Here is a 14,154-nt window from a genome sequence, read left to right as displayed (position 1 = left end):
GAAACCGGATCAGCCTTTGCGCGAGAATTTCGCGGTCAGCTGATTCAGTTTTTCCAGGCGCAAACGGTTCGCTTCTTCGGCGGCGGCCGCGTCGCGCTCGGCTTTCTTGCGCTCGGCTTCCTTCTTGAAGCGCTGCTGCAAGACTTGCGTGGCGTGGTCGCGGTGGGTTTGCGTCACTTCCGCGCCGGCGGTGCCGTCGAGGTCGTAGCGTACCTTGGCTTTTTCCATCACGCGCAGGTAGCGCAATGAACCCGTGTGGATGCCCAGCGCCGTGCGCATCAGCTTGCGGTCCAGGTCCGGCAGGCGCGCCAGGATCTGCTTGTCGATACCGATCGACAAGGGCAGGCAATCGCGGAATGGCGGGAATTGCTCCTGGAACTGCTTCAGCAGGGCGCGCGCGGTCAGGCCGGCAGGCGCCGGCGTGGTCGCTGCGGCCGGTGCCGCCGCTGGGGCTGCATCGACTGGCGTGTCAGGAGTGGTGGCTTGCTGGTCTGGCGTGGAGCTGGTCATCGACATCATTGGTTGGGCTATAAAAGGGGAGCATAGCACGCGCCACAGGCAAGTGCATTGTCTTTTTTGGCAACTTGACCTGCGATAAACGGCTTCGCGCTACAGCGGGCACAGCGCGAAATGCGGGAAATGTGTATAATGTCGGCTTGCGCTGATGACTGGACCCTGTTTTTGACGGTCTGGCTCAGGTGTGCAGGGGATAGGAGCAGTGCGGTACAGGCCATCACTATTAGTATTTTTGATATGGGATATTCCGCTTATCAATTATCCAGATAACTGGCCTTCGTGCATAATCTTGCTCTCCGCTGTGTCTTCACTGAACAACAATAGATTCAAGCCCGTTCTGGTACGGGCTTTTTTTCATTCCGCAATGTACATCGCTTATTTATCTGACCCGGCTTCGGCCCCGCCGCTCCGCATGACGGATGCGCGGGCTTTGAACGTCCCGATAGACAGGCGCCGCTGCCGTTGACACGGCAGCCGCAACAATACGCTCCATCGAGTCCGGTTTCGCAGGCTTAGGTGGAATCATTCACTTCGCGCCGACACCATCTGGTCTCGCATTAAGAGATATCTCATGAAGAATACGCCAAAAACTTTAACGTTGTCCGCCAAGGCGCCACGCCCAGCCGCGGCACCACTTGCCGTACCCAAAACGACTTTATCTTACTTCATCGATAATGCGCAAGCGAATCCGGAAGCGACCGTCACGACGGCGCCGACCGTCGTCACCGTGGTGAAGAAAAGCCGCTCGCGCCTGGCCGCCGTGCCACCGGCCGATGCGGCTGCGGAAGCGGACGTCAGCGCGCCGGCCGTAGAGGCTGTTGCCGAAGTGGCCGAGGTGGCCGACGCCGCACCGGCGAAAACGCCAAGCGTGAAGATCGCCCCCGGCGCCAAGGCTCCGGCCGCGCCGCGCAAGGTCAGCGAAAGCGCCGCCACCAACAAAGTGGTGACGGCAGCCCGTTCGAAAGTCGTGCGCGCCAAGCCGGAAGCGGCGCCCGTGACCATCATCACCGGTGCGCAAGTGGTCAGCAAGACCACGGACGCCGATGCCCTGGCCGCCATCGATACCTCGAATTACTTCCTGCCAACCGTCAAGGTGCCAGGCCGCCGTGGCCGCAAACCAAGCGAATTCACGCCGGAAAACGATGAAGTGGCAGCACTGAACGCCGTCGAGCGCGCCGAACTGAAGGCCGTGTCGAAGGCGCGCGACCGCAAGGCCAAGGGCGGCCTGGCGGACGCATTGGGCGATCCGGAAGCATCGGCGGCGGACCTGGAACGCCGCCGCAAGCAGATCACGGGCTTGATCAACATGGGCAAGGAACGCGGCTTCCTCACCTATGCCGAGATCAATGACCAATTGCCGGAAAACATCATCGATCCGGAAGCGATCGAAGGCATCATCGCCACCTTCAACGACATGGGCATCGCCGTCTACGAGCGCGCTCCTGACGCGGAAAGCTTGTTGTTGACTGACAACGTCGCCACCGTCACCAGCGACGATGAAGTGGAAGCGGCCGCCGCGACCGCCCTGTCGACCGTCGACTCCGACTTCGGCCGCACCACCGACCCCGTGCGCATGTACATGCGTGAAATGGGCGCAGTGGCGCTGCTGACGCGCGAAGGCGAGATCGAGATCGCCAAGCGCATCGAAGGCGGCCTGAAAGACATGATCCAGGCCATCTCCGCCTGCCCGACCACGATCGGCGAAATCGTCGCGCTGTCGCAAAAAATCGCGCGCGACGAAATCAAGGTCGATGAAGTGGTCGACGGCTTTGTCGATCTGAACGAAAGCAATGCCCCGGCGCCAGCCGCTGCCGCCGCGCCTGCCGCCGCCAGCGGTGACGACGAGGAAGAGGAAGAAGACGCCGAGGAAGAAGACGGCGACGCCAATGGCGGCGCGGCCGGTTTCTCCAGCGAACAATTGGCGCAGCTGAAAAAGAATGCGTTGGAGAAATTCAACGTCATTTCGACGCAGTACGACAAGATGCGCAAGGCGCCCGAGGGTTACAACTCGAAAGCCTACATCAAGGCGCAGGAAGCCATTTCGCAGGAATTGCTGGGCATCCGCTTCACGGCCAAGGTCGTGGAAAAGCTGTGCGACACCCTGCGCGGCCAGATGGAAGAAGTGCGCCACATCGAGCGCGCCGTGCTGGAACTGTGCGTGAACAAATGCGGCATGCCGCGCGCCCACTTCATCAAGGTGTTTCCAGGCAATGAATGCGACCTGGAATGGGTCGACCGCGAAGTCGATTGCAAGTATCCGTACAGCGCCATCCTCAGCCGCAACGTGCCTGCCGTCAAGGAACTGCAAAAGAAGATGATCGACCTGCAAGCGCGCGTGGCCTTGCCGCTGGCTGACTTGCGCAAGATCAACAAGCAGATGGCTGCCGGCGAAAAGCGTGCCCGTCACGCGAAACGCGAAATGACGGTCGCCAACTTGCGTCTGGTCATTTCGATCGCCAAGAAATACATCAACCGCGGCTTGCAATTCCTCGATCTGATCCAGGAAGGCAACATCGGTCTGCTGAAGGCCGTCGACAAGTTCGAATACCGCCGCGGCTACAAGTTCTCGACCTACGCCACCTGGTGGATACGCCAGGCGATCACGCGTTCGATCGCCGACATGGCCCGCACCATCCGCGTGCCGGTGCACATGATCGAAACGATCAACAAGATGAACCGCATCTCGCGCCAGATCATGCAGGAAACGGGCAGCGAGCCGGACCTGGCGACCCTGGCCGTCAAGATGGAAATGCCGGAAAACAAGGTGCGCGAAATCATGAAGATCGCGAAAGAGCCGATTTCCATGGAAACGCCGATGGGCGAAGACGGCGATTCGCAACTGGGCGACTTCATCGAAGACAACACGACGTTGGCGCCGCTGGACGCCGCGCTGCACGCCTCGATGCGCAACGTGATCAAGGAAGTGCTGGACTCGTTGACGCCGCGCGAAGCGAAAGTGCTGCGCATGCGTTACGGTGTGGAAATGTCGAACGACCACACGCTGGAAGAAGTGGGCAAGCAGTTCGACGTGACGCGCGAGCGCATCCGCCAGATCGAGGCGAAAGCCATGAGCAAGCTGCGCCAGCCTTCGCGTTCGGACAAGCTGAAAACCTTCCTGACGCAAAACTAAGCGTAGGGCAAGCAACAAAAAAAGAGGCGCAAGCCTCTTTTTTTTCGTCCATCCGCAGCGTTGGCTTACATGAAATACGTACGCTGGCCTTGCAGGCCGGCGCGGTGATGGCGCTGCAGCTTGTACAGGGCCACGCCGCTGGCGCCGACGATGACGGTCATGAAGAACCAGTCCAGCGGGTTGCGACGCGGCGGCGCCGGCGACGCTTGCGACGGCACGGCGAAGGCCTGGAACTTATGCCCCGTGTAGACGGCGCCCACCACCAGCCCGGCGTCCGTGATCTTGTTGGTCAGGTACAGGCCGTCGTCGCGGCGGCGCACCGTCATCACGCCTTCCTTGTAGACAAAGGTCATCGGTTCAAAGCCGTTGATGTTGACGCTGCCGACCACGTGTCCGGCCGCATTGACCGCCGTGGCGTAGCTGTCGCCCTGGCCGATCATGGCGCCCAGGTCGAGCATGCGCTTGCCGTCCCAGGCAAAAGCGTGCCAGCGCCGTTTCTCCGTTTCCGAGGCGCCCACGATCAGGCCCGCGTCATTGATGGCGGTGGCCGAGCTGATGCGTCCGCCGGGCAGGGTGCCGATTTCCTGCATGCCCGCGCCGGGGCGGTAGACGAAGGCGCGGCGGTAGCCGTCGTCGCGCTGGGCCGTGCCCACCACCACGCCATGGCTGTTCAGGCCGCTGGCATAGCTGCTGGCGCCGCCCAGGGTGCCCAGGTCTTGCAGGCTGTGGTCGGCTTGCGTCACGAAGGCGTGGAAATCGCCGCCGCTCGTATCGGCGTAGCCGGCCACCTGGCCGCCGCGCGCGATGGCCGTGGCATAACTGCTGGTGCCGCCCAGGGTGCCCAGGTCGCGCATGCCGCCCGCCGCGTCGTAGCGGAAGGCGTGCCAGGCGCCGCTGGCCGTCTGCGCCGAACCGACCACCACGCCATGGATATTGATGGCCTTGGTAAAACCTTCATCGCCGCCCAGGGTGCCCAGCTCGCGGATGCGGCCATGCTGGTATGTCACGGCGCGGCGCCGTCCTTCTTCTTCCATGATGATGCCGGCCACGAGGCCCGCCGGGTTCAGGTCGGACGCGATGCTGCCGTTGCCATCCCTTTCACCAAAGCCCCGTTCGGCATAGATGGTGGCGCTGGCGATGGGGGCGGCGGCCAGCAGGCACAGGCCAAGCAGTGGGGAGCGGAAGCGGGAGAACCGTGGCAGCATGATAGTTTCCTCAAAGAAAAAACTTACTATACTTTTTAATGTTGAAAATGCATACTTAATTTTCTACTGTTTTTGATAATTCTTGTGTTGTGTCATGATTGGCTGGGTGGCCTTTCCTGGTCCGCGGCAAGTGGATGGCCAGCACCGTGCCCTGGCCGGCCTGGCTGTCGATACGCAGTTCGCCGCCCAGCGCGTGGACACGTTCGCGTATGCTTTTCAGTCCGAAGGCGGCCCGCTTGCCGTGGTCGCCCGGCTGCATGCCGATGCCGTTGTCGCTGATGCGCAGCAAGATGGCGTCAGCGTCCTGTTCCAGCGCCACTTCCACTTCGCTGGCCTGGGCGTGGCGCACGATGTTCGACAGCGATTCCTGCAGCACGCGGAAGATGGCCGAAGTCTGGCGGTGGTCCAGGCCCAGGTCCGGCGCCTCGCTGTCGAGCGTGAGCCGGTAGCGGATGGCGCCGCGGCCCTCCATCTGGCGGATCAGCCATTCGGCCGCCGGGCCCAGCCCCAGTTCGAGGGTACTGGGATGCAAGTCATTGATGATGGTACGCACGGAGCGGATGGTGGTATCGATGGTATCGAGCACGCGCTGCGCGTGGCGGTGCAGGCGCGGGTGGGTCCTGGCCGTGCGCGCGTGCAGCAGCGATACGTCGATGCGCAGCACCATCAGGTTCTGGCCCAGGTCGTCATGAATGTCGAGCGCGATGCGGCGCCGCTCTTCTTCCTTGATGGTTTGCTGGTGGTCGGTCAGTTCGCGCAGCTGGGCCAGGGTGCGTTCCAGGTTTTCCTCATTACGCTTGCTGTCGGTGATGTCGATGGCCATGGCGATGATCATCTGCGGCCGGCCGTTGGCGTCAAACACGGGTTTCTTGTGCGTCTGCACCAGGCGATTTTCCTGCAGCTGCGCGTTCCATACCAATTCTTCGCGGATCACCACCTTGCGGCTGGCAAACGCTTCCCGGTCCGCCGCGTGGAAGCCCACGTTCTGATCGCTGGGAAAGTGCTGCAGGTCGCGTCCATCAGCGATGTCCTGCTGGCGCACGCCCCATTGCTGTTCGCAAGCCTGGTTCATCAGCAAAATGCGCGAATCGGCATCCTTGAGGAACAGCGACAGGGGCATCATGGAAATGATGTCCTGCAGCCGCTCTTCGCTGCGCGCCAGGGCCGCTTCCGTTTGCGCGCGCATGGCGATTTCCGCGGACAACTGGAGATTGACGTCGAGCAACTGGGCCGTGCGCAGGGCCACGCGGCTTTCCAGCTCCGCATGGGCGACGCTCAACGCGTGTTCGGCCCGCTTTTGTTCCGTGATGTCGCTGGCCAGCACGAGCGCGCCCGTCAGGGTGCCCAGCTGGTTGTACAGACAGCGGCCGCTGATCATGGCCCAGCGTTCCGAGCCGTCGCTGTGCCAGTACTGCAGTTCGCCCATGCAGCTATCCGTGGCTGTCTGGCGCAGCGGACACAGGCGCAGCAAGGTTGCCTCATCGTAGAATTCGCTCATTTTATGGCCCAGCAGCTTTTCCGCAGGCATATCGAGCATGTCGCACAGGCGCTGGTTGAGATGCAATATCGTGCCTTGCGCATCCGTTTGCCACATCCCGTCCTGCGCCGTCTCGCTCAGGTCGCGGTAGCGCATGACGCTGGCGTCGAGCAGCAGTCGCGTGCTGGCCAGGTGGTTGCGCAGCACGCGCAGCAGCCACAGTGCGATGCCGCCAGCGGTCGCCAGCAGCAGCGACAGCCAGACATGTTCCCAGAAGTCGAGTTCCTGCCAGGCCGCGCCCGCCAGCCAGCCCAGCACGACCAGGATGAGGGCGGCGCATGCCGCACCCAGCGTTTCAATCGACCATTTGCTCATCCGCGTTCCTGGCGTCGTGGTTGGCCTCTGCGGTGCACGTGGCGCCGGAGTGGGGAGGATATCCGACGCTAGTGTAATACCAAATGTTGCTTTCTTGAGAATATTTTTCCATTGAGCAAGCAAAAAGGGGCCGGCCCTTGCGGTCCCGGCCCCTGCCTGCCGATGGCAGTTTGACGCGATCAGCCCGTGTTGCGCAAGCCTGCCGCCACGCCATTGATCGACAGCTGGATACCGCGGTGCACCCGTTCATCGACTTTACTGGCACTGGACAGGGCGCGGTTGCGCTTGATCAATTCCACTTGCAAATGGTTCAGCGGGTCGAGATAGGCGAAGCGGTTCTGGATCGAGCGGGCCAGCAGGGGATTGCCCGCCAGGCGCTCGGTATTGCCGGTGATCAGCTCCAGGCAGCGCAAGGTGTTGCCATGCTCGTCCGTGATGCGCTTGTAGATGCGTTCGCGCAAGCCCTGGTCCGCCACCAGTTCCGCATAGCGCGAGGCGATCGCCAGGTCCGTCTTGGCCAGCACCATGTCCATGTTCGACAGCAGGGTGGCAAAGAATGGCCATTCGGCGTACATGGCGCGCAGGGTGGCGATCCTGTCATCCTTCGATGCTGGCTCGCCATCGTTGATCCAGGCCTCGATGGCGCTGCCGAAGCCGAACCAGCCCGGCAGCAGCAAGCGGCATTGGCCCCAGGAAAAGCCCCAGGGAATGGCGCGCAAGTCTTCGATGCGCTGGTTGGCCTTGCGCGAGGCGGGGCGCGAGCCGAGGTTCAGTTCGGCAATTTCCGCAATCGGTGTGGCCGAGAAGAAATACTCCGTAAAACCCGGCGTTTCATACACGAGGTGGCGGTAGGCGTGATAGGCGAGGTCCGACAGCTGCGCCATCACGGCTTCGAACTGCGCCAGCTGGCTGTTGCGGGCCGGATTGGCTTCCTGCGGCGCCAGGCTCGCTTCCAGGGTGGCGGCGACCAGCAATTCCAGGTTGCGCCGGCCGATTTCCGCATTGGAAAACTTCGAGGCGATGATCTCGCCTTGCTCCGTCAGGCGGATCTGGCCGTTGACGGTACCCGGCGGCTGGGCCAGGATGGCTTCGTAGCTGGGGCCGCCGCCACGTCCTACGGTACCGCCGCGGCCATGGAACAGGCGCAGCTTGACGCCGGCCTTTTGAAAGTCGGAGACGAGCGCCAGTTCCGCCTTGTACAGTTCCCAGTTCGAGGTGAGGAAGCCGCCATCCTTGTTCGAGTCGGAATAGCCGAGCATGACTTCCTGCAACTGTCCCTGCTTGGCGATCAATTGCTTTACCAGGGGCAAGGCCATGACCTGGCTCATGATGCCGGCCGCGCGCTGCAGGTCGGGTATCGTTTCGAACAGGGGAATGACCATCAGCTCGCACGTGCTGTCGCCGTCGCCTCCGGCCTTCCAGTCGGTGCGCAGCAAGCCCGTTTCTTTTTGCAGCAGCAATACTTCCAGCAAGTCGGACACGGTTTCCGTGTGCGAGATGATGTAGTTGCGGATGGCCCGCGCGCCGTAGCGCTGGCGGATGTCGCGCGCCGCGCGCAAAATCGCCAGCTCGGAATCCGTCTCCGCGGCGTAGCCGATATAGGGCGAGTACAGCAGGCGCGGCTGGGCCAGTTCGTTCAGCAGCAGCGCCTGCTTGTCTTCCTCGGACAGGGCCGTGTAATCGGCGGCCACGCCGCTTTTTGCGAACAGGTCGGCCAGTACGCGCTCGTGCACGTCCGAGGTCTGGCGCATGTCGAGCGAGGCCAGATGGAAACCGAAGATGTCGGCCGCGCGCGCCAGGGTGGCCAGGCGCGGGCGCACGAGGGCCGCGCCGTGGTGCGACTCGAGCGAGGCGACGATGGTGCGCAAGTCGGCCACAAAGGCGGCCGCGTCAGGGTAGGCGGCGGCCGGGCCCACTTCCTTGCGCAGGATGTTGGTGGCGCCCAGCGCGCGGGCCGTGGCGGCCAGGCGCGCATAGATGCCGATCAGGGCGCGGCGGTACGGTTCGTCGCTGCGGTGCGGCGAAGCATCCGGCGACTGGTCGGCCAGTGCCTGCAGTTCGGCGCTCACGCCCACCATCAGGGTCGAGACGGACAATTCCGCGCCCAGCGCATGCACTTCGTCGAGGTAGAAATCGAGGATGGTGGTGGCGTGGCGCGCCAGCGCATGCTGCATGGTGCCCGCGTTGACGTTCGGGTTGCCGTCGCGGTCGCCGCCGATCCAGCTGCCCATCTGCACGTAGGCGGCGTTGATCGGTACTATCGTGCCATCGCCGTTCGGGTACTCGGCGGCGATGTCGTCCTCGATATCGTCATACAGGCCCGGCAGTTCGCGCAGGAAGGTGATGCGGTAGTAGGACAGGGCGTTTTCGATCTCGTCGGCCACCGTCAGCTTCGAGTAGCGCAGCATGCGCGTCTGCCACAGGGTGGCCACGCGCGAGCGCAGCAGCTGCATATTGGCTTGCCGTTCTTTCGGCGTCTGCGGCAAGTCGCGCTCGGCCAGCAGGCTGGCGATGTCGTGCTCGGCGTCGAGGATGCTCTTGCGCTGCACTTCCGTCGGGTGGGCCGTCAGCACGGGCGCGATCAGGGCGTCCTGGAAGAAGGTGTCGACGGTCTTGCGCGGCACGCCGGCCATGCGCAGTTTTTTCAGCGCGAAGCTGACGCTGCCCTTTTGCGCCGGGGAGCCGGCCAGCAGGTGGGCGCGGCGGCGGCGGATGTGGTGCTGGTCTTCGGCAATGTTGGCCAGGTGCGAGAAATAGGAAAAGGCGCGCACGACGGAAATCGTCTGTTCGCGGCTCAGTTCCTTGAGCATGGCGTCCAGTTCCAGGGCGGCGTCCGCGTCCGCTTCGCGGCGGAAGCGCACGGAAGTCTGGCGTATGGTTTCCACCACATTGAAGACGGCGTCGCCTTCCTGTTCGCGCAGCACGTCGCCCAGCAGGCGGCCCAGCAGGCGGATGTCTTCTTTCAGCGGCGCGTCCTTGTCGGAGCCGGCCGCTGGAACTATTTCTGGTGCTACTGCGTCATTGAGCATAATAAAGAACCAAAGTAAGTGTAAAAGCAAGGGAATGTGGATCGCACCGGGCGTTTGGCCGCAGAGGGGAGGGGGCGCATGATAAAATTTGTGGTCTTCAACATGGACGCTAGCCTGACTTGGCCTTCTAGACCAAGGGATAACGATTATAGCGACGCCGGGCGCCATTCCGATACAAATTGATATCGGACGGGCGAAATGGCAACGATAATGACAACGACAGCCACAGCGAAAGAACTTGTTTTGAAAGCATCCGAATTGACCCCGAACGAATTGAATATTCCTGCCCGCCTGGTGATCGCCACGCGCGAGAGTCGTCTTGCCATGTGGCAAGCTGAACACGTACGCGCGCGCCTGGCCGCCCTGTATCCGCAGTGTAGCGTTGAAATTCTCGGCATGACCACACGTGGCGACCAGATTCTGGACCGCGCCCTGTCCAAGGTAGGCGGCAAGGGCCTGTTCGTCAAGGAGCTGGAAGTGGCGATGGAAGAAGGCCGCGCCGACCTGGCCGTGCATTCGCTGAAAGACGTGCCGATGGAGTTGCCTGAAGGCTTTGCCCTGGCCGCCATCCTCGAGCGCGAAGACCCGCGCGACGCGTTCGTGTCGAACGATTACGCCAGCCTGGCCGAGCTGCCGCATGGCGCCGTCGTCGGCACCAGCAGCCTGCGCCGCCAGTCGCTGATCGCCGCGCGCTATCCGCACCTGACGATACTGCCCCTGCGCGGCAACCTCGATACGCGTTTGGGCAAGCTCGACCGTGGCGACTATGCCGCCATCATCCTGGCCGCCGCCGGCTTGAAACGCCTGGGCCTGGCGTCGCGCATCCGCGCCGTGCTGGCGCCGGAAGACAGCTTGCCGGCGGCAGGCCAGGGCGCCATGGCGATCGAAATCCGCAGCGGGCGCGCGGACGGTGCCGACCTCGTGCGCCTGCTGGCGCCGCTGAACCACATGGCCACGGCGCAAGCCGTCACGGCCGAGCGCAAGGTGTCGAAGATTTTCGGCGGCAGCTGCCAGATCCCGCTGGCCGCGTTCGCCACCGTCGAGGGCGAACAGATGCGCTTGCGCGCCATGGTCGCCACGCCGGACGGCGCGCGCATGGCCAGCGCCGACGTCAGTGGTCCGGTGGGTGCGCCCGAACTGCTGGGCGAGCAAGTGGCCGAACTGCTGCGCGGGCAAGACGCCGCCGGCATCCTCGCCTCGTGCGCCGTCACACCCGACAACCATGAAGGCCTGGCGCCGCATGCCTGACACCGTGGTGATCACGCGGCCCGCAGCGCAAGCGGGGCCGCTGGCCGCCCACATCGCGGCGCTGGGCTTGCCCGTGCAACTGCTGCCGTTGCTGGAAATCCATGCGCTTGACGGCAAGGACGAATGCGCGCAGCTGCAGGCCGTGCTGGCGCGCCTGGCCGAATATGACCTGGTGGCCTTCGTCTCGCCGAACGCCATCGATTGCGTCTTTGCGCACTTGCCCGCCTGGCCGCCAGGCGTGCCGCTGGCCGTGGTGGGCGAGGGCAGCCGCATGGCCTTGGCCGCGCATGGCGTCACGGAGGCCAACGCGGCCATCACCAGCCCGCTGGACACGGCGCGCAGCGATTCCGAACATCTGCTGCTGGCGCTGGATTTGCCGGCCCTGCGCGGCAAGCGCGTGCTGATCGTGCGCGGCGATGGCGGACGCGATTACCTGGCCGACGGCTTGCGCGCGGCCGGCGCAGAAGTCGAGTTCGTCACGGCCTACCGCCGCAAGGTGCCGACGCTGACGCCGGCCTTGCGGGCGACCCTGGAAAACCTGTTGCAGCATAATAATGACTGGATCATCACCAGCTCGGAAGCGCTGCGCGGTTTGCTGGCGCTGCTGGGCGAAATGGATGCTGAAAAGACGGCTGTTGTGAAAATGCAACAGCAGCATCTGATCGTGCCGCACGCCCGCATTGCACAAACGGCGGCGGCCCTGGGTTTTGCCCGTGTCACCCTGACAGGATCAGGCGACGCAGGAGTGCTCGCCGCGTTACAATCACGACCATGAACGAAATGCCTACACTCTCCGAACCGAATGCAACGCCTGGCGGCGCCGTGAAGACGGCGCCGCAGGCGGCCGACCAACCTGCCGGCCGCGCGCCGACCTTGCTGGAGCAGCTGCAAAAGCCCATGAGCATCGCCGTCATCGTGCTGGCCGTGCTGCTGGCTGCGCAAAGCTGGTCGACCAGCAAGCAGATCCGCAACCTGCGCGAAGAAGTGGCCAAGCGCCTGCAAAAGGGCGATGTCAGCAATGCCGAAACGGGCGTGCTGGCGCGCAACGTGCAAGAAGGCACGAAAGAGCTGGAAATCAAGGTGGGCGCGCTGGAAAACCGCCAGAGCGAAACGCAAAGCCAGCAGCTGGCCCTGGAACAACTGTATAACGACTTGTCGAAGAACCGCGACGAGTGGGCGCTGACGGAAATCGAGCAAGTGCTGTCGACGGCCAGCCAGCAGCTGCAACTGGCCGGCAACGTGCCCGGCGCGCTGATCGCCCTGCAAAACGCGGACCGCAGCCTGTCGCGCTCGGACAAGCCGCAATTCATCACCATCCGCCGCGCCATCGGGCGCGACATGGAAAAACTCAAGGCCCTCCCTAGCGTCGATTCGACCGGTGTGGCCCTGCGCCTCGACGCCGTGATCGCCCAGATCGACTCCTTGCCGATGCTGTCCGACGAAACGCCGGCCTTGCCGGCCGCGCCGGAAAAACCGGGCAAGGCCAAGCCCGTGCGCGATGCCAGCGGCAAGCTGGTGGGTCCACCGGCGCCGGAACCGCTGCTGCAAAAAGTGCGCGACGGCTTCAATACCTGGAGCGGCGACATGTGGGCCGACGTGCGCCAGTTGATCCGCATCCGCCGCGTCGATACGCCGGAAGCGCTGATGCTGTCGCCGACGCAATCGTATTTCTTGCGCGAAAACGTCAAGCTGCGCCTGCTCAATGCCCGCATGGCCTTGTTGTCGCGCAATGAAACGGCTTTCCGTAACGACTTGATCGCTGCGCAGGATGCGCTGGCCAAGTATTTCGACACCCGCGCCAAGAGCACGCAGACGGCGCAAGCGCTGCTGCGCCAGGTGCAGGGCAGCAACCTGGCCATCGAAATGCCAACCTTGTCCGACAGCCTGACGGCTGTGCGCAACTACAAAGCGAAGTCCTGAGCCCATGCGTCTATTTCTCTGGTTACTCGCCCTGATGGCCGCGGCGATCGGTATCGCCGTGACGGCCCGTTTCAACCCTGGCAACGTGGTGCTGTTCTATCCGCCATACCGCATCGATTTGTCGCTGAACTTCTTCCTGCTGCTGCAGGTCGTGCTGTTCGTGCTGCTGTACCTGCTGGTGCGCGCCGTGCGCGCCACCGTGCGCATGCCGGCGCAAGTGGCGGCCTACCGCCAGCGCAAGCGTGAGCGCGATGGCAACAAGGGCTTGCGCGAAGCCTTGAAAGCCCTGTTCGAAGGCCGTTTCGGCCATGCCGAGAAGGCCGCCTTGCGCGCCGCCGAGCTGGAAGAAAACGCCGGCCTGGCCGCGCTGATCGGCGCGCGCGCCGCGCACCGCATGCGCCAGTCCGAGCGCCGCGACAGCTGGCTGTCCCGCGTCGAAGGCGATGCCAGCCTGAAGACGGCCCGGTTGATGACGGTGACGGAATTGCTGGTCGACGACCACCAGCCGGAAGCGGCCCTGGCCGCCGTGCGCGAACTCAATGCCAGCGGCACGCGCCACATCCACGCGCTGCAATGGTCGTTGAAAGCCGAGCAGCAGGCGAAGAACTGGCCGGAAGTGCTGCGCCTCGTGCGTTCGCTCGACAAGCACCGCGCCCTGCATCCGGCCCTGTCGTCGCGCCTGCGCGAGCTGGCCTATGATCATTTGCTGTCCGACCCGTCGCATGATGCGGAATCGCTGATGCGCGTATGGTCCACCGTGCCCGGCAGCGACCGGGTCAAGCCGTACATCGCCTGCCGCGCCGCCACGGCCCTGAATGCGCGCGGCCTGCACGATGAAGCGCGCCTCGTGTGCGAAGAGTCGCTGGCCGCGGACTGGGACGAGCGCGTCGTGCGCGCCTACCGCGAAGCGGCGGCGCCGAGCGGCACGCCGGCCCTGCTGCTGCAGATCGAGCATTGCGAGCAATGGATGAAACAGCGTCCGCTCGATGCGGAACTGGCGCTGACCCTGGGCACCTTGTGCCTCAAGCAAAAACTGTGGGGCAAGGCCCAGCGTCACCTGGAGCAGGCTTTGTCGGACGCGAACGAGCCGCAAATGGTGCGCGACGCCCACCTGAAGCTGGCGCAGATGCACGACGCCTTGCGGCAGACGGAACAGGCCGCCGCCCATTACCGGCAGTGCGCCTTGGCGACCATCCTGTAAGCTGTTTCTTCAGACGTAAAAAAGCCGTTCAGTGCAGACTGAACGGCTTTTTT

General features: G+C 63.7%; 9 protein-coding genes. 5 read left to right on the top strand and 4 right to left on the bottom strand.

The window, feature by feature from the left end; genetic code table 11:
• Window positions 1-9: 9 nt before the first annotated feature.
• Window positions 10-519 carry a ProQ/FINO family protein gene (locus IGS55_RS18825; RefSeq protein ID WP_034758713.1) on the bottom strand — a complete coding sequence of 170 codons (510 nt, stop codon included), beginning with the start codon at window positions 517-519 and terminating at the stop codon, window positions 10-12.
• Between the two features lie 568 nt (window positions 520-1,087).
• Here IGS55_RS18825 and rpoD point away from each other — a divergent pair.
• Entirely contained in the window at window positions 1,088-3,646 is a 2,559-nt protein-coding gene (rpoD, locus tag IGS55_RS18820; RefSeq protein ID WP_230517706.1) for an RNA polymerase sigma factor RpoD, read from the top strand.
• A 65-nt stretch (window positions 3,647-3,711) separates the two neighbouring features.
• Here rpoD and IGS55_RS18815 read toward each other — a convergent pair whose 3' ends face one another.
• The 3 genes from IGS55_RS18815 to ppc all read right to left on the bottom strand — a co-directional run bounded on the left by IGS55_RS18815 (window position 3,712) and on the right by ppc (window position 9,732).
• Window positions 3,712-4,851, bottom strand: coding sequence for an HAF repeat-containing protein (locus IGS55_RS18815; protein WP_230517707.1), 1,140 nt, complete (start codon window positions 4,849-4,851; stop codon window positions 3,712-3,714).
• A 55-nt stretch (window positions 4,852-4,906) separates the two neighbouring features.
• Entirely contained in the window at window positions 4,907-6,703 is a 1,797-nt protein-coding gene (locus IGS55_RS18810) for a PAS domain S-box protein (protein ID WP_230517708.1), read from the bottom strand.
• Window positions 6,704-6,882: 179 nt separating this feature from the next.
• Window positions 6,883-9,732, bottom strand: coding sequence for a phosphoenolpyruvate carboxylase (gene ppc, locus IGS55_RS18805; RefSeq protein WP_230517709.1), 2,850 nt, complete (start codon window positions 9,730-9,732; stop codon window positions 6,883-6,885).
• Between the two features lie 243 nt (window positions 9,733-9,975).
• On the opposite strand from ppc, the gene hemC reads away from it, so the two are divergent.
• From hemC to IGS55_RS18785, 4 genes are read left to right on the top strand one after another with little or no spacing between them, the layout of a single operon-like run.
• Window positions 9,976-10,980 (top strand): hydroxymethylbilane synthase, encoded by a 1,005-nt coding sequence (gene hemC / locus IGS55_RS18800; protein WP_268991953.1) that lies wholly within the window; start codon window positions 9,976-9,978, stop codon window positions 10,978-10,980.
• Window positions 10,973-11,755 carry a uroporphyrinogen-III synthase gene (locus IGS55_RS18795; protein WP_230517710.1) on the top strand — a complete coding sequence of 261 codons (783 nt, stop codon included), beginning with the start codon at window positions 10,973-10,975 and terminating at the stop codon, window positions 11,753-11,755. The genes hemC and IGS55_RS18795 overlap by 8 nt, the downstream gene beginning before the upstream one ends.
• Window positions 11,752-12,900 carry a uroporphyrinogen-III C-methyltransferase gene (locus IGS55_RS18790; RefSeq protein WP_230517711.1) on the top strand — a complete coding sequence of 383 codons (1,149 nt, stop codon included), beginning with the start codon at window positions 11,752-11,754 and terminating at the stop codon, window positions 12,898-12,900. Before IGS55_RS18795 ends, IGS55_RS18790 begins: the two co-directional genes overlap by 4 nt.
• 4 nt (window positions 12,901-12,904) lie before the next feature.
• The gene (locus tag IGS55_RS18785; RefSeq protein WP_268991954.1) at window positions 12,905-14,101 is read left to right on the top strand and encodes a heme biosynthesis protein HemY; all 1,197 of its coding nucleotides are present in this window, start codon (window positions 12,905-12,907) and stop codon (window positions 14,099-14,101) included.
• Window positions 14,102-14,154: the final 53 nt, after the last annotated feature.

The organism is Janthinobacterium sp. EB271-G4-3-2, from assembly GCF_020858035.1.
Taxonomy (GTDB): Bacteria; Pseudomonadota; Gammaproteobacteria; order Burkholderiales; family Burkholderiaceae_D; genus Janthinobacterium; species Janthinobacterium aestuarii.
This window is presented reverse-complemented; position numbering and strand designations above follow the sequence as displayed.

What these genes read in the sequence shown, in the direction of transcription:
- ppc (WP_230517709.1), bottom strand. Translation starts at nt 9,732, where the DNA reads ATGCTCAATGACGCAGTAGCACCAGAAATAGTTCCAGCGGCCGGCTCC.
- IGS55_RS18785 (WP_268991954.1), top strand. Translation starts at nt 12,905, where the DNA reads ATGCGTCTATTTCTCTGGTTACTCGCCCTGATGGCCGCGGCGATCGGT.
- IGS55_RS18795 (WP_230517710.1), top strand. Translation starts at nt 10,973, where the DNA reads ATGCCTGACACCGTGGTGATCACGCGGCCCGCAGCGCAAGCGGGGCCG.
- IGS55_RS18790 (WP_230517711.1), top strand. Translation starts at nt 11,752, where the DNA reads ATGAACGAAATGCCTACACTCTCCGAACCGAATGCAACGCCTGGCGGC.
- IGS55_RS18825 (WP_034758713.1), bottom strand. Translation starts at nt 519, where the DNA reads ATGATGTCGATGACCAGCTCCACGCCAGACCAGCAAGCCACCACTCCT.
- IGS55_RS18810 (WP_230517708.1), bottom strand. Translation starts at nt 6,703, where the DNA reads ATGAGCAAATGGTCGATTGAAACGCTGGGTGCGGCATGCGCCGCCCTC.
- rpoD (WP_230517706.1), top strand. Translation starts at nt 1,088, where the DNA reads ATGAAGAATACGCCAAAAACTTTAACGTTGTCCGCCAAGGCGCCACGC.
- IGS55_RS18815 (WP_230517707.1), bottom strand. Translation starts at nt 4,851, where the DNA reads ATGCTGCCACGGTTCTCCCGCTTCCGCTCCCCACTGCTTGGCCTGTGC.